17 protein-coding genes are annotated in these 23,416 nt (G+C 72.4%); 3 read left to right on the top strand and 14 right to left on the bottom strand.

The genetic code is table 11. From position 1 onward, the window contains the following. Positions 1–243 precede the first annotated feature (243 nt). On the top strand, positions 244–1,053 hold the full coding sequence (locus ACFY16_RS31410; RefSeq protein WP_390650583.1) for an SDR family oxidoreductase: 810 nt from the start codon (positions 244–246) through the stop codon (positions 1,051–1,053). Here the strand turns inward: ACFY16_RS31410 and ACFY16_RS31415 are convergent. The 5 genes from ACFY16_RS31415 to ACFY16_RS31435 all read right to left on the bottom strand — a co-directional run bounded on the left by ACFY16_RS31415 (position 1,032) and on the right by ACFY16_RS31435 (position 7,428). Continuing rightward, positions 1,032–2,525: an SDR family NAD(P)-dependent oxidoreductase gene (locus tag ACFY16_RS31415; protein ID WP_390650584.1), complete on the bottom strand. Its 1,494-nt coding sequence runs from the start codon at positions 2,523–2,525 to the stop codon at positions 1,032–1,034. The genes ACFY16_RS31410 and ACFY16_RS31415 overlap by 22 nt on opposite strands. A gap of 104 nt (positions 2,526–2,629) precedes the next feature. Further along, positions 2,630–3,970 carry a wax ester/triacylglycerol synthase family O-acyltransferase gene (locus ACFY16_RS31420; protein ID WP_390650585.1) on the bottom strand — a complete coding sequence of 447 codons (1,341 nt, stop codon included), beginning with the start codon at positions 3,968–3,970 and terminating at the stop codon, positions 2,630–2,632. 176 nt (positions 3,971–4,146) lie between these two features. After that, positions 4,147–5,367 carry a glucose-1-phosphate adenylyltransferase gene (gene glgC / locus ACFY16_RS31425; RefSeq protein WP_390650586.1) on the bottom strand — a complete coding sequence of 407 codons (1,221 nt, stop codon included), beginning with the start codon at positions 5,365–5,367 and terminating at the stop codon, positions 4,147–4,149. 92 nt (positions 5,368–5,459) lie between these two features. Continuing rightward, positions 5,460–6,611, bottom strand: a complete 1,152-nt coding sequence (gene glgA, locus ACFY16_RS31430) for a glycogen synthase (protein ID WP_390650587.1) — start codon at positions 6,609–6,611, stop codon at positions 5,460–5,462. Positions 6,612–6,645: 34 nt separating this feature from the next. Beyond that, positions 6,646–7,428, bottom strand: a complete 783-nt coding sequence (locus tag ACFY16_RS31435) for a (2Fe-2S)-binding protein (RefSeq protein WP_390650588.1) — start codon at positions 7,426–7,428, stop codon at positions 6,646–6,648. A gap of 209 nt (positions 7,429–7,637) precedes the next feature. Here ACFY16_RS31435 and ACFY16_RS31440 point away from each other — a divergent pair, with 209 nt between their 5' ends. Continuing rightward, complete coding sequence (locus ACFY16_RS31440) at positions 7,638–8,843, top strand: DMT family transporter (protein ID WP_390650589.1); 1,206 nt, start codon at positions 7,638–7,640, stop codon at positions 8,841–8,843. Here ACFY16_RS31440 and ACFY16_RS31445 read toward each other — a convergent pair. Further along, positions 8,833–10,086 (bottom strand): transglycosylase family protein, encoded by a 1,254-nt coding sequence (locus tag ACFY16_RS31445; RefSeq protein ID WP_390650590.1) that lies wholly within the window; start codon positions 10,084–10,086, stop codon positions 8,833–8,835. The genes ACFY16_RS31440 and ACFY16_RS31445 overlap by 11 nt on opposite strands. A gap of 275 nt (positions 10,087–10,361) precedes the next feature. Here ACFY16_RS31445 and gndA point away from each other — a divergent pair, with 275 nt between their 5' ends. Next, positions 10,362–11,801 (top strand): NADP-dependent phosphogluconate dehydrogenase, encoded by a 1,440-nt coding sequence (gene gndA / locus ACFY16_RS31450; RefSeq protein WP_390650591.1) that lies wholly within the window; start codon positions 10,362–10,364, stop codon positions 11,799–11,801. Between the two features lie 859 nt (positions 11,802–12,660). On the opposite strand, the gene ACFY16_RS31455 is transcribed toward gndA, so the two are convergent. The 8 genes from ACFY16_RS31455 to ACFY16_RS31490 form a co-directional block, all read right to left on the bottom strand. Then, entirely contained in the window at positions 12,661–13,299 is a 639-nt protein-coding gene (locus tag ACFY16_RS31455; RefSeq protein ID WP_390650592.1) for an aspartate/glutamate racemase family protein, read from the bottom strand. Positions 13,300–13,307: 8 nt separating this feature from the next. Next, entirely contained in the window at positions 13,308–13,655 is a 348-nt protein-coding gene (locus tag ACFY16_RS31460) for a GNAT family N-acetyltransferase (RefSeq protein ID WP_390650593.1), read from the bottom strand. Positions 13,656–13,692: 37 nt separating this feature from the next. After that, entirely contained in the window at positions 13,693–14,112 is a 420-nt protein-coding gene (panD, locus tag ACFY16_RS31465) for an aspartate 1-decarboxylase (protein ID WP_390650594.1), read from the bottom strand. A gap of 193 nt (positions 14,113–14,305) precedes the next feature. Then, positions 14,306–14,770 carry an SPW repeat protein gene (locus ACFY16_RS31470; protein ID WP_390650595.1) on the bottom strand — a complete coding sequence of 155 codons (465 nt, stop codon included), beginning with the start codon at positions 14,768–14,770 and terminating at the stop codon, positions 14,306–14,308. A 234-nt stretch (positions 14,771–15,004) separates the two neighbouring features. Then, positions 15,005–16,306, bottom strand: coding sequence for a TIGR02679 family protein (locus tag ACFY16_RS31475; protein WP_390650596.1), 1,302 nt, complete (start codon positions 16,304–16,306; stop codon positions 15,005–15,007). Next, positions 16,303–20,472, bottom strand: a complete 4,170-nt coding sequence (locus ACFY16_RS31480; RefSeq protein ID WP_390650597.1) for a TIGR02680 family protein — start codon at positions 20,470–20,472, stop codon at positions 16,303–16,305. Before ACFY16_RS31480 ends, ACFY16_RS31475 begins: the two co-directional genes overlap by 4 nt. Then, positions 20,469–21,800, bottom strand: a complete 1,332-nt coding sequence (locus tag ACFY16_RS31485; RefSeq protein ID WP_390650598.1) for a TIGR02678 family protein — start codon at positions 21,798–21,800, stop codon at positions 20,469–20,471. The genes ACFY16_RS31480 and ACFY16_RS31485 overlap by 4 nt, the downstream gene beginning before the upstream one ends. Then, positions 21,800–23,410, bottom strand: a complete 1,611-nt coding sequence (locus tag ACFY16_RS31490) for a TIGR02677 family protein (protein ID WP_390650599.1) — start codon at positions 23,408–23,410, stop codon at positions 21,800–21,802. The genes ACFY16_RS31485 and ACFY16_RS31490 overlap by 1 nt, the downstream gene beginning before the upstream one ends. Between the last annotated feature and the right edge of the window lie 6 nt (positions 23,411–23,416).

The raw sequence follows: 23,416 nt of genomic DNA on the forward strand, positions 1-23,416 counted from the left end.
GTTACTGAGGGCTGGCACCTTGGAGCTGCCGGTTACTGAGGGCTGGCGCCTTGGAGCTGCCGGTTACTGAGGGCCGGTACCTTCGGAGCTGCCGGCGACTGAGGGCCGGCGCCTTGGAGCTGCGGTGAGTGAGGGCCGCCGTCGACTGAGGACCGTGGACCGGGCGCTGTCGACTGAGCGCTGTCGACGAAGGGCTGCGACGCAGGGCTGTTGGCTGACGGTCCGTCATGAGACGGTACGTCGATGACGTCGTCCCACGAACTGGCGGGCCGGGCAGCCGTCGTCACCGGGGGCACGCGCGGGATCGGGCGGGCGGTCGCCCGGGAGCTCGCCGCGGCAGGGGCGCGCGTGTGCGTGACCGGGCGTGACGCCGATGCCGTGCGGCGGACCGCCGAAGAGCTGGGCGGCATCGGGCTCGCGGGCGGCGTGGCCGACCCCGCGCATCCCCAGGAGCTGACGGAGCTGGTCCTGCGCGAGTTCGGGCGGATCGACGTCGTGGTCAACAACGCGGCGACGAACCAGCCGTACGGGCCGCTCATGGACGTCGATCCGGACGCGTGGCGCGAGGCGTTCGCCGTCAATGTCGAGGCGCCGCTGCGGCTGGTGCAGTGCGCGTGGCGGGCGTGGCTGCGGCAGCACGGGGGCGCCGTGGTCAACGTGTGCACCGAGGGTGCGGGGCATGTCGGTCCGAACGTCGGCGCCTACGGCACCAGCAAGGCGGCCCTGCTGCACCTCACCGCGCAGCTCGCGGGCGAGCTGGCGCCGAAGGTACGGGTCAACTCCGTCTCCCCCGGCCTCGTCCGTACCGAGATGGCGCGGTTCGTGTGGGAGCCGGGTGAGGCGGAGGTGGCCGCGGGGCTGCCGATGGGCCGGATCGGGGAGCCGGAGGACGTCGCGCGAGCCGTGGTGTGGCTGGTCTCCGATGCGGCGGCCTGGATCACCGGGGCCGATCTGCTGGTGGACGGCGGGACACGGGTGCGGGCCGCACACGCCTCAGGGGCGTACGCGGTCCACGACCGGCTGCGCGGGACTCACCACTTGCCCGGCGCGTAGTCCTTCAGGAAGACGCCGTACAGGTCCTCGCCCGCCTCGCCGCGCACGATCGGGTCGTAGACGCGGGCCGCGCCGTCGACCAGGTCGAGTGGGGCGTGGAAGCCTTCGTCGGCCAGGCGCAGCTTGTCGTAGTGCGGCCGCTCGTCGGTGATCCACCCGGTGTCGACCGAGGTCATGAGGATGCCGTCGGTCTGGAACATCTCCTGGGCGCTGGTGCGCGTCACCATGTTCATGGCGGCCTTGGCGGCGTTGGTGTTCGGGTGGCCCGCGCCCTTGTAGCCGCGGCTGAACACCCCCTCCATCGCCGAGACGTTGACGACGTACGCGCGCCCCGCGGGCGCCCGGCGCGCGGCCTCGGCCATCAGTGGCCGCAGCTTGCTGATCAGGATGAACGGCGCCGTGTAGTTGCACAGCTGGGTCTCCAGCAGCTCCACGGGGGAGATCTGCTCGATGGTCTGCACCCAGGTGTTGCTGTCGACCACGTCGGGAACCAGGCCGCCCGCGTCGATGGCGGTGCCTTCACGGTGCCGGACCACGCTGGCGTTGCCGGCTACCAGGGCGAGGTCGGCCACCTTCTGCGCGTCCAGCCCGGTGACACCGACGGGCAGGGCGGTCAGTCCATCGACCGCGCCGGAGTTGAAGGCGCCGATCACGTGGCGGGCGGGCAGTTCACCGGCCGGCAGCGGGGCGCTCTCGCCCTCCACGAGGGCGGCGTAGGCGGAGGGCAGACGGCGCACGGTCTGGGTCGCGTTGTTGATCAGGATGTCGAGCGGGCCCTGCTCGGCGATCTGGTCGGCCAGGGCCACGGCCTGGGCCGGGTCGCGCAGGTCGATGCCGACGACCTCCAGGCGGTGGATCCAGTCCGCCGAGTCGTCCATGGCCTTGAAGCGGCGGATCGCGTCGTTCGGGAAGCGGGTCGTGATGGTGGTGTGGGCACCGTCACGCAGCAGCCGCAGCGCGATGTACATACCGATCTTGGCGCGGCCGCCGGTGAGCAGCGCGCGCTTGCCGGTGAGGTCGGTGCGGGCGTCGCGGCGGGCGCGGTTCAGGGCGGCGCAGTCCTGGCAGAGCTGGTGGTAGAAGTAGTCGACCTCGACGTAGCGGGTCTTGCAGGTGTAGCAGGACCGCGGGCGCTGGAGTATCCCCGCGATCTGGCCCTCCTCCGTCACCGACGACGGCAGGATGCCCTCGGTCTCGTCATCGATGCGCTGGGCGGAGCCGGTCGCCGTGGCCTCCGTGACCGCCTTGTCGTGGGCGGTCTTGGCGGCCCGGCGCTCCTGACGGCGGCGCTGCTTGACCGTGCGGTAGATGCCCGCGGTGGCCCGGCGCACAGCGATCGCGTCGGGGTGGTCGACGTCCAGCTTGTCGAGTTCCTCGAGCACGCCGAGGCAGACGGCCAGCCGCTCCGGGTCGATACCGGGTCCGTACACCACCTCGTCCGTGGTCGTCGTGCCGTCCTGCGTCACCGTCATCGCGCTGCCGATCCCTGGGGTCCCGTCGCGGCGCTCCGACCGCGCTCGCTTTCGAACGGGGAATTCTACGGAGCGCCCGACCCCGGGACCAAAACCGGCGGCGGTCAAGGACCGCAGGCAGTGATGAGCGTCTCCACCTCCTCGGAGAGCGCACGGGCGAACCGGTCCAGGTCCGGTACGGCCTTCGCGTCGGCGACGAGCCCGTAGTGGACGCGGCCGCGGTAGGTCGAGACGGCGACCGCCAGGGACTGGCCGCGGGCGAGCGGCGCGAGGGGGTAGACGGCGGTGACGGGGTTGCCGCCGAGCTTCAGGCCGAGGCTGGGCAGCGGCACGCTGGTGACCAGGATGTCGAACCAGAGCCGGGCCGCCTGGCTCACCAGCGGACCGCCGAGCCGGTGGCCGAGCGCGGGAACGTGGTCGGCGAGCAGGGCGACCGCGCCGGCACCGCGCTGGGGTCCGGCGTCCTTGTTGCGGTCCATGGCGGCGCGGACCGTGTCGAGCCGGCCGAGCGGGTCCGGGTCGTCGACGGGCAGCCGTATCAAGTAGCCCGACAGCCGGTTGCCCTGTGGGTGCGCGGTGCGCGGGCGGCGCCGGGAGACGGGGATGAGCGCGCGGGGCGCGACGCCGTCGCTGCCGTCGCCACGCTCGTCGAGCCAGCGGCGCAGCGCGCCGGCGACGACGGCGATGAGCACGTCGTTGACGGTGCCGCCCACGGCTTTGCGGACGCGGTGCACGTCGTCGAGGTCGAGCACCACTCCGGCGGTGCGCCGGGTGCCGGTGGGCTCGGCGGTGAGCGCCGGGACGGGACGCATACCCAGGGTGGACACGGCGACGGAGGCGCCGATGTCCAGGGCCCGGCCGGCGTCGGACAGAGCGCCGCGCAGCAACCCCGGCAGCTTGCGCACGTCGGGCAGCAAGCCGCGCGCGGGTGGCTCCGCCGGACGCGGCCGGGGTGCGGGCATGTCCATGGGGTCGAGGACGGCGGCGGCGAGCGTCAGCGCCCGCAGGCCGTCGGCGAGGGCGTGGTGGAACTTGAAGAGCACGGCGAACGAGACACCGTCCTCGCCCGGCAGCACATGCGCCTCCCACGGCGGCCGGCCGCGCTCCAGCGGGCGCTCCATGAGCCGGCCCGCGTCGGCGTGGAAGTCGGCGGTCGGGGCGTGCAGCCGCACGTGCTGGAGGGGGTCGAACTCCGGGTCGGGCTCACGGGCGGCGCCGCCGAAGGTGAAGGGGCTGCGCAGGCCGAGCGGCTGCCATACGTCGCGGATCCGCATCCGCAGCCCCGGCACGGCGGCCGCACGGGCGGCGAGCAGGTCGGCCGCGTGTGCGCCGGCGGTGGGCGAGCGGGCCGAGAAGACGCCGAGCGCGCCGATGTGCATGGGATGCTCGGCGGACTCGATGTTCCAGAACGCCAGGTCGAGAGGGGCGAGCAGGTCGGAAGTCAATGGCTTGCCTCGCGTCGACGACGGGACGGGTGAACGTAGTCAATCGCCCGTTGCCGATTACGGTCAAGCGCGATCAGGCTACGCACAGTAAACTGCGGATTAAGTCCCGGTCACGTAACCTCACCAACCTCGCTGGTCACAGATGTCTGGGAGTGACCGGAAACAACCCATGCGGGCTAGGGGACCAGCTGCCCCTTGCCCAGCGCGATCACTCCACCCTTCGACACGGTGTACAGCTCCGCGTCCCGCTCCGGGTTCACGCCGATGGTCGCGCCCGGCGGTACCTCGACGTTCTTGTCCAGGACGGCCCCGCGCACCACCGCGCCGCGGCCGATGTGGACGTTGTCGTGCAGGATCGAGCCCTGGACGACGGCGCCCGGGTCGACCACCACACCCGGGGACAGCACGGAGCGCGTCACCTGCCCGCGGATCAGGCACCCGGCGCTGATGATGGACTCGCCGGCGATCCCGCCCGAGTTGAAGCGGGCGGGTGAGAGCTGGTTGGAGTGGGTGTAGATGGGCCAGCTGCGGTTGTAGAGGTTGAAGGCGGGACGCTCGGCGATCAGGTCCATGTGGGCCTCGTAGTAGGCGTCGAGGGTGCCGACGTCACGCCAGTACCCCTGGTCGCGGGTGGTCTCGCCGGGCACGTGGTTGGCGCTGAAGTCGTACAGGTGCGCCTCGCCCCGGCTGGTGAGCTGGGGCAGGATCGAGCCGCCCATGTCGTGCAGCGAGCCCTCGTCCTCGGCATCCCGCTGGAGCGCCTCGATCAGCGCCTTCGTGGTGAAGACGTAGTTGCCCATCGAGGCGAACACGGACTCCGGGTCGTCGGGCAGGCCCGGCGGGTCGGCGGGCTTCTCCAGGAAGCGTTGGACGGTCTGGCCGTCAGAGCCCGGTGTGATCACGCCGAAGGACGACGACTCCGTGCGCGGTACGCGTATCCCCGCCACCGTCACCCCGGCCCCGCTGTCGATGTGCTGGGCGAGCATCTGCCGCGGGTCCATGCGGTAGACGTGGTCGGCGCCGAACACCACGACGTACTCGGGCCGTTCGTCGTAGATCAGGTTCAGCGACTGGAGGATCGCGTCGGCGCTGCCCAGGTACCAGCGCGGGCCGAGCCGCTGCTGCGCCGGAACCGGTGTGACGTAGTTGCCGAGCAGGCTGGACATCCGCCACGTCGTGGTGATGTGCCGGTCCAGCGAGTGCGACTTGTACTGCGTCAGGACGCAGATGCGCAGGATGTCGCCGTTGACGAGATTGGAAAGAACGAAGTCGACGAGACGGTAGGTGCCGCCGAAGGTGACCGCGGGTTTCGCACGGTCCGCGGTCAGGGGCATCAGACGCTTCCCCTCACCGCCCGCCAGAACGATTCCGAGCACCGAAGGCCCTCCACGACGCATGGCCGCTCCCCTCACCCTGGTTGACCCATGCCTGCCCCTGAGCCGGTCGCACTAAGCCTGTTCGAGGATCTCCGAGCTGTGTCTCCCCTGTACTAGGCCTGTTTGAGGATCTCCTCGTACAGCCGGACCGTGCGCCGCGCCACCGCGTCCCAGCCGAACTCGGCCACCGCGCGCTCCCGTCCGGCCTCGCCCATCCGCCGGGCCGCCTCCGGATCGTCGAGCACCGAGTCCAGCGCCCGCGCGAGGCCCCCCTCGAAGTCGTCGTCCACGGGCACCAGTACGCCGGTCTCCCCGTCCGCCACGACCTCGGGAATGCCGCCGACCCGCGAGGCCACGACGGGCGTGCCGCAGGCCATCGCCTCCAGGTTGACGATGCCGAGGGGCTCGTACACCGAGGGGCAGACGAACACGGACGCCCGGGTGAGGAGTTGGATCACCTCCGGGCGCGGCAGCATCCGCGGGATCCAGTGCACGCCGTCGCGCGCACGGCTCAGCTCTTCGAAGAGGTCACGGAACTCGCGGTCGATCTCCGGGGTGTCGGGCGCGCCCGCGCACAGGACGACCTGCGCCGCCGGGTCGATGTCCCGTACCGCGCGCAGCAGATGGGGGACGCCCTTCTGGCGGGTGATGCGGCCGACGAACAGCACATACGGGCGGCTCGGGTCGATGCCGACGCGGGTGAGGGCCTCCGTGCCGTGGTCGGGCCGGTAGAGGGCGGTGTCGATGCCGTTGTGCACGACGTGGACCCGGTCCGGGTCCAGGGCGGGGTAACAGCCGAGGATGTCCTCGCGCATGGCGCCGGACACCGCGATCACCGCGTCGGCCGCCCCGATCGCGGTGCGCTCGGCCCAGCCGGACAGCGCGTATCCACCGCCGAGTTGCTCGGCCTTCCAGGGGCGCAGCGGCTCCAGCGAGTGGGCCGTCAGCACGTGCGGGATGCCGTACAGGAGCTTCGCGAAGTGGCCGGCGAGGTTCGCGTACCAGGTGTGCGAGTGGACGAGTTCGCGCCCCTCGACGGCGGCGGCGATCGACAGGTCCGTGGAGAAGGTGCGCAGCGCGTCGTTGGCGCCGTCGAGGGCGGACCAGGAGCGGTGGCGTACGACGCCCTCCGCGCGGCCCTCACCCCAGCAGTGCACGTCGAGGTCGACGAGGGTCCGCAACTCCCGGGCGAGGAACTCGACATGGACCCCCGCGCCGCCGTACACGTCCGGGGGATACTCCCGGGTCAGCAGTCCCACTCGCACCCGCAACCCCCTGTCTCAGCTGGTTCCCTCATGGTCACCCAGATGGGTCGCGTGGGGAAGAGCGCGGGGGTCGTGTGAAGCAACAGTCGCCGCAGACGCCTCCGCCCGGCACCCGGTAGTACAGGCAGCAGCTGCGGCGACGGAAGGCGGTGCCGGTGCGGATGCCGGATCCGGCGAGAAGGGGGTGGTCGAAGAGTTCGGCGGTCAGGGAGCAGGCTCTGGTGCCGACGTCCGTACGGCCGTTCGCCCGCGCCCAGCCGTCCAGCTCCCGGGCCGCCCCCGCGAGCGCGGATCCGGCGTTGCCCCACAGCAGGCCCGCCGCGACCCGGTAGCGGGCCTGCACTGCCGCCGTCAGCGGCCGGAGGTGGGCGTCCAGCACGGCCTGGGCGACGGTCGCAGCGTCTCCCGGCAGCGGGCGTACCTCCGGCAGCCACAGGTCGTCGGGGGCGGTGCCGCCGGCGTCCCAGCGCAGCAGGCCCGGGTCGAGGTCGGGGATCCCGCCGTACAGGGCGGCGCACCCGAGCGCCACCGACCAGAGCCGGGCCGCGAGCGCCTGGTGCGCGACGGACGCCCCGACGCGCACTTCGGCAGCGCGGAGGCTCCTCGTCACCGTGCGAACGCGGAAACTCAGGGAATCTCCGTGAACGTCCGTTGCCCGATTCGCGTAGGTCTCGCCGAGCGTCGGCAGCGTCGCCGACGGCCCGGACGGCGCTCCGGCCCTTCCTGGGGCCGTACGCAGGACGAAGAAGCCGCCGAGCGGGCGGAGGGCGGCGAGGTCGGAGTCGAGGTCGAAGTCCACGACCAGCAGTAGTACCAAGAGCGGTAGGAGCGGTGATCAGCCGGTTGCCCTCCGTGTCACCCACCCTGGGGAGGAGCGTCCTCCTTTCGTACTCCATCGGCAGTAGGACCGATTGCCTGCTCAGGTACGACGACGGGAAGAGATCGACACGGCAGGCTGTTGGCCATGAGAGCCGACCGTTCGCCGCGCCGGGCCCAGCGCCCCCGCCTCACGCAGAGGAGCTGCCCATGAGTGCCCTCGCGTTGTCCGTGGTCCTGTCGCTCGTCTCGGCCGTGGCGTACGCGGGCGGGGCGATCGTGCAGGAGCAGGTCGCGGCGTCCTCCCCCGACGAACAGTTCGCGCCGCTGCGTCGGCCGAGCTGGTGGGCGGCCGTGGCGCTGAACGGCCTCGGCGGAATCCTCCACGTGGTGGCGCTCGCCTACGGACCGCTGAGCCTGGTGCAGCCGCTGGGCGCGCTGACCATCGTCTTCGCGCTGCCCATGGCCGCCCTGTTCGTCGGCCGCAAGGCCGGTGCCACGGCCTGGCGGGGCGCGATCATGGCGACGGTGGGGCTCGCGGGCCTGCTCTCCCTGGTCGGCGCGTCCCACGCGCAGTCGCTCAGCACGGCCCAGCGGGTGGCCGCGGCCGTGGTCACCGGTGGCGCGGTGCTGGCGCTGATGGTGGCCGCCCGGGCGGCGCACCGGCACCCGGCGGTGCGCAGTGTGCTGCTGGCCACCGCGTCCGGTATCGCGTTCGGTATGTCCTCGGTGTTCACCAAGACGGTCGCGGTCGACTGGACCGGCGGGGTGGCGGCGGGCGACCTGCCCTCCCTGGCCGTGATCGGCGTCCTGGCCACGGCCGGCATGCTGCTGTCGCAGGCCTCCTACCGGGGCGCCGGCCTCGCGGCTCCGCTGGCCACGCTGACGGTCGTGAACCCTGTGGTGGCTGCCGCGGTGGGCATCACGATGTTCGGCGAAACCTTCCGCTACGGCACCACGGGCACCGCGCTCGCCCTGAGCTGCGGAGTGGTGGCGGCCGGCGGCCTGATCCTGCTGACGACCGAGCGCCTCACGCGCACGGCGGAGGTGACGGTACCCGCGCAGACCGAGGCACTGCCCGCGCAGGGGACCGGGACGGTGCCCGCACAGCGGACCGAGACGATGGCGGTCGTCGATCCGGTCATGGCGGAGGAACTGCCGGCCGAGGAACTCCTCCTCGCGGAGCTTCCGGAGCTTCCGGAGATGCCGGAGATGCCGGAAATGCCGGAGATCCCGGCAACTCCCGAGCAGGCGGTCGCCGCCCTGCGGGAGGACGGCCCTGAGCTGGTTTCCCAGCTCCCCGGCTCCGACGGCGGACCGCGGAAGGAGCCGCAGCGCTACTACGGCTCCTTCTACGGCGGCCCGATCATCCCGATGCCCGTCCTGGACCTGCATCGCACGCGCGTCAAATCCTGACGCCACCGTCCCGTAGATACGCCACCGGGTCGACGTCCGTACCGAAGCCGGGCCCCGTCCGCACCTCGAAGTGCAGATGCGGGCCCGTGGTGTTGCCCGTGGAGCCCGAGCGGCCGATGCGCAGGCCCGCGCCCACCGACTGCCCGGTCTTCACGGAGATCGCCGAGAGGTGCGCGTACTGGGTGTAGCGGCCGTCGGCGTGCCGGATGACCACCTGGTAGCCGAAGGATCCGCCCCAGCCGGCGCTGACGACCCGCCCCGGCGCGACCGCCTTGACGGTCGTACCGGTGGGCACGGGGAAGTCGACACCGGTGTGGTACCCCTTCGACCAGGAGGAGCCCGCCGCATGGTACGAGGTGCCCATGGCCGCATGGACCGGGGCGACGAGGGAGTGACCGCTCGCGCTGGTCGTCCCGGCGCTGTCCGAAGACGACTTCTCCGTGGCGGGCTTGGGCGTGGTGTGCGGCGTCGTAGTGGTGGCGGCGGCCTTGGCGCGCAGGTTCAGCCGCTGGCCGGGCAGGATCAGGTCGGGGTCGTCTCCGACGGTCGTGCGGTTGGCGGTGTACAGCCCATGCCAACCGCCCTTGACATGCTGGTCCTCGGCGATCCCGGAGAGCGTGTCACCGCGCACCACCGTGTACATCTCGGCCGTGCCGGCCCGTGACTGGGGCGTGGTCTGCGGCCGCACGTCCTGCACGGAGGTCTGCGCGGAAGCATGGGTGGAGGTCTGCGCGGAAGCATGGGTGGAGGTCTGCTCGGAGGCATGCGTGGAGGTCCGCGTCGAGGTCTGCGCGGACGTCTGCGCGGAACTCTTGGCGGTCCGGGTCGTGGTGGTGCCGGCGGGGTGGATGGCGGGTGTGTCGCCGCCCCGGGTGAGCCCGGCTCGTACCGAGCACACCGGCCAGGCGCCGGGGCCCTGCCTCTTCAGCACCTTCTCCGCGACGGCGATCTGCTGGTCCTTGGTGGCCAGATCCGCCCGCCGCGCGTACGCCGTGCCCCCGTACGCCTCCCAGGTGGACTGGGTGAACTGCAGTCCGCCGTAGTAGCCGTTGCCGGTGTTGATGCTCCAGTTGTGGCTCGACTCGCACGCCGCGACCTTGTTCCAGGTGTCCACGTCGGCCGCCTGGGCGGTGCCGGCGCCGATGAGCGGGATCGCGATTCCGGCGCTGCCCGCCGTGACGGTGAGTGAGGCACGGTTGATCCTGTTCGGCTGATACCGGCGGTGCCGGCCGCGTACGGCCATGGAGAGCCCCCTCGTGCGTCAGGAGGGCCAAAAGTAAGCGCCCCGAACAGGCCATGACAAGGCAGCAATCAGCCGCCGTGTCACGCAAGGGACAGGGAATCCATCCGAGTTGCCGAACGGGTGAGGCAGGTGGGGGTTCCGCCGCGTATCTGCGTACGCAGCAGGGAACAGCCCGGACGTGCGGTCGGCGTACCGGAACGTCAGGATGGTCGGTGCGGCAATACTGGCGGACACGACCGGCACGACCGATATCAGGATCCTGAGGAGCCAACCGTATGAGCACTACAGCCCAGATCGGCGTCACGGGTCTCGCGGTCATGGGACGCAACCTCGCCCGCAACTTCGCGCGCAACGGCTACACGGTCGCGGTGCACAACCGGACAGCGGCGCGCATGCACGCCCTGGTCGAGGAGTTCGGGCACGAGGGAGAGTTCGTCCCGGCCGAGACCGCCAAGGACTTCGTCGCGGCGCTGGAGCGGCCGCGTCGTCTGGTCATCATGGTGAAGGCCGGCGAGCCGACGGACGCGGTGATCGAGGAGTTCGCCCCGCTCCTGGAGCCCGGTGACATGATCATCGACGGTGGCAACGCGCACTTCGCGGACACCCGCCGCCGGGAGCGCGCACTGCGCGAGCAGGGCATCCACTTCGTCGGTACGGGCGTCTCCGGCGGCGAGGAGGGCGCGCTGCACGGACCGAGCATCATGCCGGGCGGTTCGAAGGAGTCGTACGAGTCCCTCGGCCCCATGCTGGAGAAGATCTCCGCGAAGGCGAAGGACGGGGCGCCGTGCGTGACGCATGTGGGTCCCGACGGCGCCGGGCACTTCGTGAAGATGGTCCACAACGGCATCGAGTACGCCGACATGCAGCTGATCGGTGAGGCGTACCAGCTGCTGCGCGATGTCGCCGGGTACTCCCCCGCGCAGATCGCCGACATCTTCCGCACGTGGAACACGGGCCGGCTCGATTCGTACCTGATCGAGATCACGGCGGAGGTTCTGTCGCATGTGGACGCGGCGACGGGCAAGCCCTTCGTGGACGTCGTCCAGGACCAGGCCGAGCAGAAGGGCACCGGCCGCTGGACGGTCCAGATCGCCCTGGACCTGGGCGTGCCGGTGTCCGGCATCGCCGAGGCGGTCTTCGCGCGCTCCCTGTCCGGGCACAGCGCGCTGCGCGAGGCGTCGCGGGGGCTGGCCGGGCCGAAGGCCTCGGCGCTGTCGGAGACCGAGGCGGCGGCCTTCGCGGACCGGGTGGAGCAGGCCCTGTACGCGTCGAAGATCGTGTCGTACACGCAGGGCTTCCACGAGATCGCGGCGGGCAGCGAGGAGTACGACTGGGACATCGACCTCGGCGCGGTCTCCTCGATCTGGCGGGGCGGCTGCATCATCCGCGCGGCGTTCCTGGACCGCATCCGTGCCGCGTACGACGCCCGGCCGGACCTGCCGAGCCTGCTGTCCGACGACACCTTCGCACAGGAGATCGGAGCCGCCCAGGACGACTGGCGCGAGGTCCTGATCGCCGCGACCCGCGAGGGCGTCCCGACGCCCGGCTTCGCCGCGGCCCTCGCCTACTACGACGCCCTGCGTGCCGAGCGGCTGCCGGCGGCCCTCACGCAGGGTCAGCGGGACTTCTTCGGTGCGCACACCTACCGGCGGGTGGACCGGGAGGGCTCGTTCCACACCCTGTGGGGCGGGGACCGGTCGGAGGTGGAGGCGTAGGGCAGGACGGCCGCTTGAGACGGCGGGCGACCCAGGTGGTCGACCACTGAGACGGCGGGCGACCCGAGCGGTCGCCCGCCGTCGGCATGTCGGCTTCGGCGTCAGTCGCCGAGTGCGAGCCGGGTGCCGAACGCGCCGACGACCGTGCCGGTGACCCGGTCGAGCAGGCGCCGGGCGGAGCCGCGCCGCAGACGGGTCGTGGGCAGGGCGCCTCTCCGGCGGCGTACTCAGGTGTCACGTCAGGGGCGGTCCCGGTTCGGGGGTCGGTACGGGCTCCGGCCCCGGGGGGATCGGGGACGGAGAGGGTTCCGGAGGCGGGCCCGGGGTCGGCGGCGGTACCGGTCCGGGGGTCGGCGGCGGAGGCTGTCCGGGGTCCGGGGGCGGGCCCGGAGCCGGGGGCGGTGTCGGTCCGGGGGCCGGGGGCGGAGTCGGGATGGGAGGCTGGGCGGGATCCGGGGTCGGAGGCTGTACGGGGTCCGGGTACGGCTCCGGGTGCCGCGGGTCGGGGCCCGGCGTCGGTCCGGGTGGGACGGGGTCGGGATGGGGATTCGTCATGGCGTCCTCCGGCCAGTCGATGAACCTTGGCTCTGGACTAATCCCCGCGTACCCGGGGCCCGCGCCGCCACTCACCCCCGGGCGTCACCACGGGAGCCCAGCCGGCCTCATCCGACGAGCGGCCTCCGGCTCGGGGGCGCGATGTACAGCCTGGGGCTGTTGTGTACGGCAGGCAGCCCGAGGCGGTTGTGTACGGCAGGCAGCATGAGTCGGTTGTCTAGGGCAGGCAGCCCGAGGCGGTTGTGTGCGGCAGGCAGCACGAGGGGACGGTGTACGGTCGGCAGCCCGAGGCCCGCCTCCGGGCTCACCCGCGCCAGGCCGCCTCCGCGCCCGCCGCCAGGCCCGGGCGGGGGCTGGCGAGTACCGGTATCGGGGTGGTCGTCAGGTGCTGGGCCGGGGCCATCGAGGCCTGGGCCAGGACGATCGCGTCGGCGTCGGTGACCGCATCTGCCGCGGCTGCCACCAGGCGGACATAGGCCCCGCTGTCGCCCGCCTCGAAGCGGGCCCACGCGCCGTCGACCAGGATGCTGCGGACCATGACGGGACGGGTGGCTCGGCGGGCCTCCTCCTCGATCAGCGCCGCCGTCGGGGCGTGCGTGCTCTCCAGGGCGGCGAGGACGACGACACGCGCCCCCGCCGCCACCGCGGCCGCCGCCATCGGGCGGTCGACGCGCAGGACCGGGACACCGGCCTCCGCCGCGTACGCCTCCGCGACGCCGCCGATGGTCGAGCAGGTGCACAGCACCGCCCGCGCGCCGCCGGCGACGGCCCGGTCGACGGCGGCGCGTACGTCCGCCGCCACGGCGTCCGGTCCCGCCGCACGGGCCCGGTCCAGCAGGGACTCGTCGACGAAGTGCCGCAGCTCCAGGTCCGGATGGCCCTCGTCGCGCAAGGCGTCGAAAACCGGGACGTGGACGGGTGACGTGTGCAGGAGAGCGAGCATGAGCGGTGTCAGAACCTGCCGGGGTGCGAGATCAGCCAGTCCTTCGCCGCCCGCAGCAGCTCGGGGTCGGCTGCCGGGGCCTCGTCCGGGTGGCGTTCGGCCCACTTCACGACGTACGGGCACAGGGGCGCAACCGGGACTCCCTCGCGCGCGGCGATGGCGTAGAGCTCACGGGCAAGCGAGCCCGCGATGCCCTTTCCCTCGTGGGCCGGTTCGACGATGGTGTGCACCGGAACCACAGCCCGCCCGGGGGATTCGAGCACGAAGTACTCGATGTGACCGACCACCTCGCCGTCCACGCCCAACGCCTCCAGGCGTCCGCCCGGACGGTCGTCACGGATCTCGATGTCGCCCATGGATACTCCCTCGAAGAGCAGTCGAACGGTTCGTCGGTCAGGCGCCGACCGCCTGCGGGCTGCGCTCCTGGTCCGAGCCCGGCACGGGTTCCGACGGGTCCGTGCCCAGGGCCACGATCCGGTTGTCGCCGTCCACGTGCACGACTCGGGGGCGCAGGGTCCGGGCCTCGGCGTCGGTGACCTGAGCGTAGCTGATGATGATCACCAGGTCTCCGGGGTGCACCAGGTGGGCCGCGGCCCCGTTGATCCCGACGACCCCGGAGCCGCGTTCGCCCTCGATGACGTACGTCTCGAGCCGGGCGCCATTGGTGACGTCGACGATGTGGACAAGCTCGCCGGGCAGCAGGTCGGCGGCGTCCAGGAGGTCGGCGTCGATGGTCACCGATCCCACGTAGTGCAGGTCGGCTTGGGTGACGGTGGCTCGGTGGATCTTGGACTTGAACATGGTACGAAGCACGGAGATACTCCCGATTTGTCTGCTCCCTGCCTGCTTCTGCAGGTCAAGGGCGGTATCCGGAGGCTACATCGGTTCACATGCCTGGTCAGCCATCCCCAGGTGTTTGCGTACTCATCGCAGGAAGGACGCCGCCGGCAAACAGGGCGAAGCCCCGGTCGGCAGAGACAAAGCCGACCGGGGTGTCTGCTCACTGTCAGCTACGACCAGGTGGGTAGGCGGTCGGCATGCCCCGCCGTGCCTGAGTCGACCCGGCCGCTCGGGCGGCCGCGCTGGCAGCCAGGGCGAGCAGAAGAGCCAGCGCGCCGGTGATGACGTTGTTCACGATCGTCTTCGTCGTACTGACGTTACCCGCGACCACCCAGGGAGAGATGATGGCCCACACACCCAGGGCACAGGATGCCCACGCCATGCTGTGGGTGCGTTCGTAGGCACGTCCGAATCCGCCGCTCATCAGGACCGCGAAGGCGATACCGGTGAGCAGGTTGGTGACCGCCAGCGTCGACAGGTTGTTGAAGCCGGTTATCCACGGCGATGCCGCGAGGTACAGACCGGTCAGCAGCGCCATGGTCTCGATGGCCTGGCCTTTCGGCGTGCTCGTGGCACGCTCGGCCATCTCGTGACGAAGGCGCATGTCGACGATGTCCGGATGCGTTTCCATGGACGGGCTGGGAGAAGTTGCCATTGTCTTACCTTCGAAGTGCGGTGTGTGTCCGGGCTTCCCCGAGTACCCGTATCGGGGATCGCAACCGGCCGACGGGCCCGTGTCCCGCATGAAGCGGTCGCCGCGCGTCCGGACCCACGCAGATGTCCGCCACCTCGAGGACCGCTCGGCGATCCGAAACGGTGCGCCAGGTCGCGCTGAAAGCCCTGTCACGTGCGCATGACGAGCCCCTTACTCCAAGTCACTGACGAGAAGGTCCAAGGCTGACTCCTCGTGCAGGGCGATGCCCAGGATCTCCATGGCGGACGCCAGTTCGGAGTCCCAGCAGGCCTCGACGGGAGTACCTGTGAGAGGCAGATGCGGAGCTCCCTGCAGCTGCGTACGTGCTGCGAGGTATTCGTAGTCGGCGGCTGTCATGCGCCAGGGCGTCGCCGCCTCGTACCGGCCCACGACACGGTTGGCCAGAGCGATCCCCGCCCAGTCGAAGTCTCCGTGGTAGGCGAAGACGCAGCCGGCTGCGGCCAGCGTGTCCAGGAGGGTCAGGACGACCGTCGTCGCGTTGCCCGCGGTACAGATCAAGGGTGCGGTGCAGCCGGCGTCCGCTGCGGCCTCCACGACACGCGGGTTCTCGCAGACGTGGACGCGGGTGCGCGGGGGCAGCCGCAGACGCAGGGTGCGTAGTTCGCGCAGGGTCAGATGCGTCTCCAGGTGGTGGTCGGCACGTTCGCAGAGAGTCGTCTCCTGCCATGTGCCGCCGGTCGGGCGCAGGCCGTAGGTGAGGACGGTGCTGGAGACCTCGTCGGGGGTGACCGACGCCCGGCGCCACAGGGCGCGGCGGCCCGGGGCGTCGGTCGGGAACTCGACACCCCGGGCCAGCGCGATACCGCGCAGGACCAGTCGGGCCAGCGGGGTGCCGTCGTCCAGACCGTGCGCCGAGCCCGTGGTGCGTGTGGCGAGTTCGCCGCGGCCCCAGGTGGCCGGCGTGGGGTCGGGGCCGTCGCCGGGGAAGAGGGTCGCGAGGGTCTGGATGGCCTGGCTCACGGTGGTGAGCGCGGGGCCGGACGACGGGCGGGTGAGGGTACCGCTCCGCCGTATCTCCTCCAGCCATCGCCGGGCCCAGGGCTGGTCGGCCAGCGGCGTGCCGGCCAAGGTCGCTTCCGCCGCGGACCACAGGCGGGTGCGTTCGGCCGTCGCCGCGTCGCGGGCCCCGCGGCGGTCCGTCAGAGGTGGGCCCAGTTCCGCCAGCGTCGCGGCGAGGCCCCGTCCGACCGCGCTGGCACGCAGGCGGGTGTCCAGGTCCGGCAGGCGGATCGTGGCGGTGGGGGCGGTGAGCGGCCTGGCCAGGAGGAGGGACAGTGCCTCGCGCTCCCGCGCATCCAGGTGCTCGAGCCTGAGGCTTCCGGCTGGTTGGAGGCCGTTGCGTTCGAGACGGGTGCGTGCCGCCGCCCAGAGGCGGGTGAGACCCGGCCGGGTGAGAAACGCGAGGGTGTCGGCGTCCGGGGAATGTCCGTCGGCTCGCTCGGGTCCCGTCATACCGGCATCAGCCTCCTCTGCCGCCCGTTCCACATGTAGTGCAGCGTCGCCACGCCTCGTACGTGCGGGTCGCGCAGGCACTCGTAGATGTGCAGCGAAGGCACGTCGGGCCAGTTGCCGATCAGGCGTTCGCTGGTGAGGACGAAGTCCAGGTCCAGGTCGACCAGGATGCGGCCGAGACGGGCATGGGTGGGCTCGTCGACCTTGGCGAACGCGTCGTCCAGGAGGATCAGACGGGGCGCGTGCGGGGCCGACTCCGCGAGGCTCGTGAAGTGGGCGGCCGCGGCGGCGAAGAGGACCAGATACGACAGGACGCGTTGCTCGCCCTGGCTGAGCCCTGTGCGGCCGGAGAGCTTGCGGCGGCTGCCGGGGGCGGCGTCGTTCACGACCCAGGGGGTGAAGGTGAACCAGTCGCGGTAGTCGAGGGCGGTGCGCAGGTGGGCCGCGTAGCCCGCGCCCGGGTCGGCGCGGCGGGCGTCCTCGATGCGGCGCTGGAGTACGTCGCGGAGCTGCTCGGACTGTACGCGGGTGCGCAGTCCCGAGGGGCTGCGCAGGAGGTCGACGGCCGCCTTGACGTCGGCTTCCACGCCGTCGGCCAGCTTCCAGTCGAGGGTGACCCCCAGGCCGTGGGAGGTGCGGACCGTGGACAGGGTGGCGTTCAGGGCGGTCACCAGGGCGCCCGCGGCCAGGACCTGGGTGGACAGGTGGTCACCCAGCTCTCCCGTCAGGAATCGCTGGAACACCTCGCGCTCGCGCTCCGTCAGCCGTTCCCGGGCCGCGGCCGCCTGGGCGGCGATGCGCTCGCCCACCGCGGCGATGTCGTGCGGTCCGTGGTCGTCGACGAGGCGGCAGACCTTGATGCCGTCATGCTCCTCGAGCGTGGCGTCGTAGCCCCCGGAGAGCTGGTCGCGCAGCTCCGTATGACGGTTGAGGAGGGTGGTGTCCGAGATGTCGTGTCGCTCCGTGTCCAGGCGGCTCTGCACGGACTCCACCAGTCGGCGCAAGGCCTTGGTGCGGTCGCGTGCGTCGTCCGCCGTGGAGTCGGCTGCCCCGCCCTCCGTCGGAACGTCGAGGCCCGCGCCTCTGCTCACGCCCGGCAAGGACAGCCCCGCACGCAGTCGCCTGCCGCTCGCGAGCGCCTCGCCCTCCTGCGTGGCCAGCGCCTCGCGCCGTACCCTCTCGTCCTCCTCCGCGCGCACGCGATCATCGTGTGCGGCGCTGATGTCCCGCTGAAGGCCGGGGAGTTGGCGTCGTACAGCCTCCAGGTGACGCTTCGCGTCGTCCTCGCGGGCGAGGATCTCCTGCTCTGTCGCTCCCAGGGCCTCCTCCAGGCCCCGGACCGTGCGGCGGGCGGCGTCCAGGCGGGCGAGCGGCTCGGCGTAGTCGGACTGCGCTTCCCGGCAGGCCGTCAGAGCGCGCTCAAAGCCCTCGCGGGCCTGGCGATGGCCGTCGGCGGAGGAGACGACCGCGCGCAGGCGTCGGCGCAGTCGTTCCGTGCCCGTGCCGAGGCGGTCGAGGGCGAGATGTACGGAGTCGAGTGCGGTCGGGTCGACCGGGAGGTCGTTCGCGCTCGCGGTCGCCTCGGTGTCACGCCGGGCGGCGACCGCGCGGGCGCGCGCCTGCTCCGCCTCGCGGGCGGCCGCGGACGCCTTGCCGGCCAGCACCTGTGCGGTGCGCTCGGCCTCGGCCGCGCGGGCCCACGCGTCGGTCAGCCGCCGTGCGGTGGGCGGGTGGCTCAGCGTGTCGGCCACCTGCCTTCGGTGCTCCGTCAGGATCCGCAGACCGCTCTCCTGCTCGGTCAACCTCTCCTGTACGTCGCCGAGTTGCCGGTCGAGTTCGGCCAGGGCCCGGCGGCGGGTCTCGGCGCGCACCTGCGCCCCGACGTACTCGGCGGTCTGCTTGGTGTGGCGACCGCGGGCGACGCCCAGCTGCCAGGAACCGTCGGTGCCGATCGCGGAGTCCGCCGTCGAGCCCGGGACCACCTCGGTGACCAGGGCCACCGCCCGCAGCGCGCTGTCGACCTGCTCGGCCGTCACTCCGCTGTCCGGCGCCGCGACCGGGCGCAGTACCTCGGCGAGCGTGGGGCCGGCAGGTGGCGCGCCGGGGGTGAGGAGGGTGTCCCGGGTGGCCGGGTCCAGGACGGTGCCGTCGGCGCACATCCAGGCGTCGAGCAGGCCGCTCGCCTCGAGCGCGGCTTCCAGGCCTGCCCGGACCGCCGCCTCCACGTCCTCGGCGAAGTCGACGAGGCGGTACAGGGGTGCGCCGGTACCGGGTGTGCGCGGTGCTTCGCGGTGCGGCGGGGGCAGGGGCGCGGGGTCGGTGCGGCGTTCCCAGTCGTGCCGTTCAGCCTGCAGCCGGTTCTGTTCGGCGGCCAGTTCGCGGATCGTCACAGCACGCGCGTCGCGCTGCTCGCCCAGCTCCGCCAACCACGGGTCGACGGCCGACCGGGCGGTGTCGGCCACCTCGTCGGGGGCGTGGGCGGGCAGCGGGCCGTCCGTGGGGTCGTGAGCGGTCAGGGCTCGGACGCTGTCGAGGGACACGCCGGTGAGGCTCTGCAGTCGCTCGGTCCAGGTCCGGACGGCGTCGGAGTACGCCACCCCCTCGCGCGCCGTGTCCTCCCGGCGGCGTCCGGCCCGCGAACGTGCCTCTTCCGCCTGCTCCTCCAGGCGCTCCCGGGCGGCATCGGCCTCGTTCGCCTCTCGCTGGGCGCGACGCGACTGTTCCATGAGCGCGACCAGGTCGGTCACGGCTCGGGCCCGGTTCCTGATCACCGGCCCCGCGGCGTCCAGTTGCGTGTCCCAGCTGTGCAGGGCGCCCGCGCAGGCCTCCGTGTCGAGGGCCAGCACCTCGCCATGGCGGACGAAGTGGAAGTCGCCGTCGGGGGCCGCCAGTTCGACCGCCGCCGCGGCCGTGACCGGGCTGACCGGAACCACCGCGGGTTCTCCCAAGTGCACGGGGTCGAGCCCGGACCTCTCGGCCTCCCGCAGCAACTCGCCGTACGCCGTGCCGAGTTCCGCCAACTCGTCGCTGAGCCTTCCGCCGTCGTCGGTGAGACGGCGCCCTGCCTCTTCCTGGCTGCTGTGGGCCTGACGCAGGGCTTTGAAGGCGGCCGACGCCGCGCTGTGCAGGGCGGTCACCGTGGCGCGCTTCTCCGCCAGTTCCTGCAGGCCGCGGTAGGCGGCACTGTCATGCAGGGCGGCGAGGTCCGTCTCGGCCGCCTCCTGCTCTGCCTCGAGGGCTTCGAGACGGGCGGCGAGTTCGTCCTCGCTCGTGCGCAGCTCCGCCGCCCTCTTCGCCGCCTCGCCCGCCGCACGCCGGTGCTCCGCCAGCCGATCCAGTTCCCCGCTCACCTGACCGGCCCGGCGGCGCAGCACTCCGTGCAGGTAGCCGCGGTAACCGGTGAGGAAGGTCCGCAGTGCGTCGTCGGTCCGCTCCAGACGCCCGAGGTCGGTTCGTACGGCGTCCAGATCGTCGAGGTTGCGGGCCACCGTCTCCACGATCTCGTCGTCGAGCGCGGGCAGCGTCTCCGCGAGGACGGAGACCAGGCCGCCGGAGTCGATGCGGTCACCGATGGTGGGGCGGCGCAGACGGTGCAGCAGGTGGAGCAGGTTGCGGTAGCGCGCCGGGTCGGTGAGGCCGAACAACTGGCGGGCGACCCGGGCCCGGTGCTCCACCGCGCGGTCGGTGACGTTCTCCGCGCCGATGAGCGACTTGAGCTGGTCGAGGGGAAGCGGCTGGCCCGCGGGGGCCAGCTGCAGCTCCTCGCCCACCCGCAGCGGGGTGACGAAGAAGAACGGCTTGGCCGTCCTGGTCGACCGGGAGGCACGGACGGCCGCCCCGAGGGTGAGATGGTGGTCGTCGCCCTCCTCGTCCGTCCGCACGAACTCCACCCACAGATACCCCAGTCGGTTGGTCTGCTCGAAGCCGTCGAGCATCAGCCACAGGAGGGTGGTCCGGCCCGTCCCGGTGGCGTCCAGGGCGCGGGCGTCCCCGTCGAGGAGGTACGGCAGCAGCATCTCCAGGGCCTTGGACTTGCCCGCGCCGTTCTTGCCGCGCAGCAGCAGGCGGCCGTCGCCGAAGGAGAACTCCTGCTCGTCGTACTGCCAGACGTTCCGGATGCCGGCGCGGTGCAGGCGGTAACGGTGCGGGGACGGGAGGCTGTTCACCGGGGCGGCTCCTCGGTCGCATGGTCCGCTGCGGACTGTTCGGCAGGGGAGTTGACGGCCACCCTGGTGGCGAACCGGGCAGCGGCGGCGAGCAGCACCCAACCGCCACCGTCCGGCCCGCGGGCGCCCGAGACGTCCGTGACGGGCCGGCCGTCCGGCGCGGCGTCCTCGTATCCCTCGGGCAGACCGTGGCCGTCGGCGCGTACCGGGCCGGCGGGCGCCACCAGGCGCATCCGGACGAGGAGGCCGAGTACGGCGGTGAGCAGGCCGTCCCGGTCCTCCAGGAGGCCGCGCTGCCAGGTGCCGCGCCGGCCGTACTCCTCGATCAGTTCGTCGAGCAGTTCGGGCAGCAGCCCGTCCGGGACGGGCACGCCGATGACCAGCCGCCCGCCGACCGCGGGGTGACCCGGATCCTCCGGGCGCAGTCGGCCGACCAGCCGTTCCACCAGCAGCAGCGCGGCCTGGGCGACGGTGCCGGTGCCGGGCAGGTGCAAATCGGTGAGTTCGTCGTCCGGGTCGACGAGGGCGATGCCCTCGGCGCGGATCTCGGCCTCCAGACCCAGCAGTTCGGAGAAGGCCTGGGACTCGCGCCGCTGCCGGGTCCGCAGCCATTCGCGCTCGGCGCCGGTGAGGTCGTCGAGGTGGACGACGGGAGTCTCGACGAGGCGCCTGCGGACGTACGTACGCGGGCCGCCGAAGCCGGGGTCGGCCGCGCGGCGTACGAGGTCCGCTCCGTCGCGGCTCTGGGCCAGCGGGCCGGCCACGACCGCGCGGGCGATCTCGCGGTCCACGGTCAGCAGCGCCTCACCGCCCCGCTCCTCGGCGACGGCCGCGACGTGGCCCTCGGTCTCCGCCAGGACGCCCCAGTCGACGAGTTGCCGCAGTGCGGCGGCGAGCGTGCGGCGTTCCGCCTGCCGCCCGGTGTCGCTGATCTCGATCCCGGCGTCCACCGCCGCGGCCCGCAGGTCGGCGACGAGCTGGGACAGCAGGAGCTGTTCCGGGGCGGTGACGAGGACCGAGAGGGCCAGCGTCAGGTAGGCGTACGTCCGTGGAGTGAACGGTGTGCCGGTGGACGGCCGTTCCAGGCGGTGGCCCGAGCCGGGGCCGAGGCCCGCCTTGAACAGGCGGGCGTACGACGCCTCGACCAGGAGCCGGTAGCCGAACACCTGCTGGAAGCGCTGGGCCAGCCAGTCGGCGTGCCGCCGGATCAGCGGGAAAGTGTCGTTGTACGGGCCGTCGCAGGTGACCAAGGGGTGGGCCAGCAGCAGGCGGGCGGCGGTGCGCCGCTCGGCGGCCAGGGCGACGTCGTGTGCGGAGGGCAGGGTCATCAGGCGCTCGCCTCCTCGGCGGCGGGCTTCGCGGCGCTCTCGACGACCAGGGTGAGGTCGTCCGCCGTCAGGTCGCCGTCCACGGAGCGCAGGAGTGTGTGCCGGCCCGGAGTGCGCCACGCCGTCAGCCTGATGCCCAGGTCGGCGTCGCTCACCTGCGCGCCGTCGAGCAGGAAGGCACCGGCGCCGGTGTCGCCCTTGTGCAGTTGGGCGTTGCCGAGGGCGGTGGTGAGGAGCTCCAGCAGCAGTCGCATGGCCGCTGAACCCAGCTTGACCTGCTCGAACCGGCCGGAGGCGCTGCGTAGCTCGGCGGCCGCGGCGTGGCGGGCGGCGGCCTGTTCGCGCGCCGCCTCCATGAGACGGTGCTTCTGCTCGCCGTGGTCCTCCACGGCCGCGGCCCGCCCGCGCGGGGCCCGGCTGCCGCGCTCGCGCAACGCCACCGGTACGTCCACGACGGGTCCGGTCCACCAGCTCACGTACGCCGGTACGGAGAGGTCGGGATCCGGTGCGACCCCCATGTGCCGTGCTCCGTAGAGTCCGAAGGCGGCGACCGCGATGTCGTGGGCCTCCTCCGGTTCCGCGGCGTCGAACCAGGCCGCGAGCCTGAGCAGGTCCTTGCGGCGGGACATCTCCCCGGACGCCGAACGCAGCATCCGTTTGGCGTTGGCGAGCAGTGACTGCAGGGCGCGCAGGGTCGCGTCCCGGAGCTGGTCGACCTGGCTGCCGTGCCCGTCGGCGTCGGCGAACCAGTCGCGCAGCCCCTCCCAGTCCGCGAGGTCCCGCCCCCGGCTGCGCTGCACGCGCGTCTCGGGCAGCGCGTCGGACAGTGCTCCGAGGCCTGCCGCGTGTGCGTCGATGCGGCCCAGCAGGGTGGGCAGGTGGGGCCAGACGACCCGCAGGTGTGTGGCGATGCGCGGGGCGCGGAAGGACACGTCCTCGGTGATCGCCTCCACATAGTCGAGCAGCAGCTCCTTGAACCCCTGGTACTCGGCTCCGTCGAGGTCGTAGCGGGCGAGCACCTGGCCCAGGTAGGCGTAGAAGTCCCTTACCGACTCGGCGAATTCGGCGAACTGCACGAAGAGGGTGCTGATCTTCTCCAGCGCCTGCTGCGGGTCCACTCCGCCCGGCGCGGCTGCCATGGCTGCGATCTCGCGCAGGCCCCGGTCGACGAGCGTGAGCAGCTCGCTGCTGACCTCGCGCGCGGCGTCCGCTCCGGCCAGCACCTCGTCCGCGTCGCGCTGCACGCGCTCCCCCAGCTTGGACAGCTGGTAGCGGGACCGGGAGCGCTGGTACTCGGTGATGCTGCTCGCTCTGACCGTGTGCGTGCTGCGCAGCAGATTGCCCCAGCGCACGAGCTGTTCGAGCCGGGCGGTGAGGGTCTCCGCGTCGAGCCCTGCCGCCGGGTTGCCCGGACTGCCCGCCTGGGCCAGTTTGGCCAGCACGTCGGGTACGGCCAGATCCGCGAGCAGTGTGCCGCAGAACACCCGCATCACCGCGACGTACTCGAGGCGCTCGGGCGCACTGAGACAGGCGTACACGCTCAGCCGGTCCCAGGCCTCGGTGCCGCGCCCCTGATCGGGCAGTTCCTGGCGCAGTTCGTCCCCTTCCATGCCGAC

The organism is Streptomyces sp. NPDC001315 (assembly GCF_042896175.1).
Classification (GTDB): Bacteria; Actinomycetota; Actinomycetes; order Streptomycetales; family Streptomycetaceae; genus Streptomyces.

Bases quoted from the DNA above. Each gene is read 5' to 3' on its own strand.
- ACFY16_RS31410 (WP_390650583.1), top strand. From the start codon at position 244: ATGACGTCGTCCCACGAACTGGCGGGCCGGGCAGCCGTCGTCACCGGG.
- ACFY16_RS31415 (WP_390650584.1), bottom strand. From the start codon at position 2,525: ATGACGGTGACGCAGGACGGCACGACGACCACGGACGAGGTGGTGTAC.
- glgC (WP_390650586.1), bottom strand. From the start codon at position 5,367: ATGCGTCGTGGAGGGCCTTCGGTGCTCGGAATCGTTCTGGCGGGCGGT.
- ACFY16_RS31440 (WP_390650589.1), top strand. From the start codon at position 7,638: ATGAGTGCCCTCGCGTTGTCCGTGGTCCTGTCGCTCGTCTCGGCCGTG.
- ACFY16_RS31445 (WP_390650590.1), bottom strand. From the start codon at position 10,086: ATGGCCGTACGCGGCCGGCACCGCCGGTATCAGCCGAACAGGATCAAC.
- gndA (WP_390650591.1), top strand. From the start codon at position 10,362: ATGAGCACTACAGCCCAGATCGGCGTCACGGGTCTCGCGGTCATGGGA.
- ACFY16_RS31455 (WP_390650592.1), bottom strand. From the start codon at position 13,299: ATGCTCGCTCTCCTGCACACGTCACCCGTCCACGTCCCGGTTTTCGAC.
- ACFY16_RS31460 (WP_390650593.1), bottom strand. From the start codon at position 13,655: ATGGGCGACATCGAGATCCGTGACGACCGTCCGGGCGGACGCCTGGAG.
- ACFY16_RS31470 (WP_390650595.1), bottom strand. From the start codon at position 14,770: ATGGAAACGCATCCGGACATCGTCGACATGCGCCTTCGTCACGAGATG.
- ACFY16_RS31475 (WP_390650596.1), bottom strand. From the start codon at position 16,306: ATGACGGGACCCGAGCGAGCCGACGGACATTCCCCGGACGCCGACACC.
- ACFY16_RS31485 (WP_390650598.1), bottom strand. From the start codon at position 21,800: ATGACCCTGCCCTCCGCACACGACGTCGCCCTGGCCGCCGAGCGGCGC.
- ACFY16_RS31490 (WP_390650599.1), bottom strand. From the start codon at position 23,410: ATGGAAGGGGACGAACTGCGCCAGGAACTGCCCGATCAGGGGCGCGGC.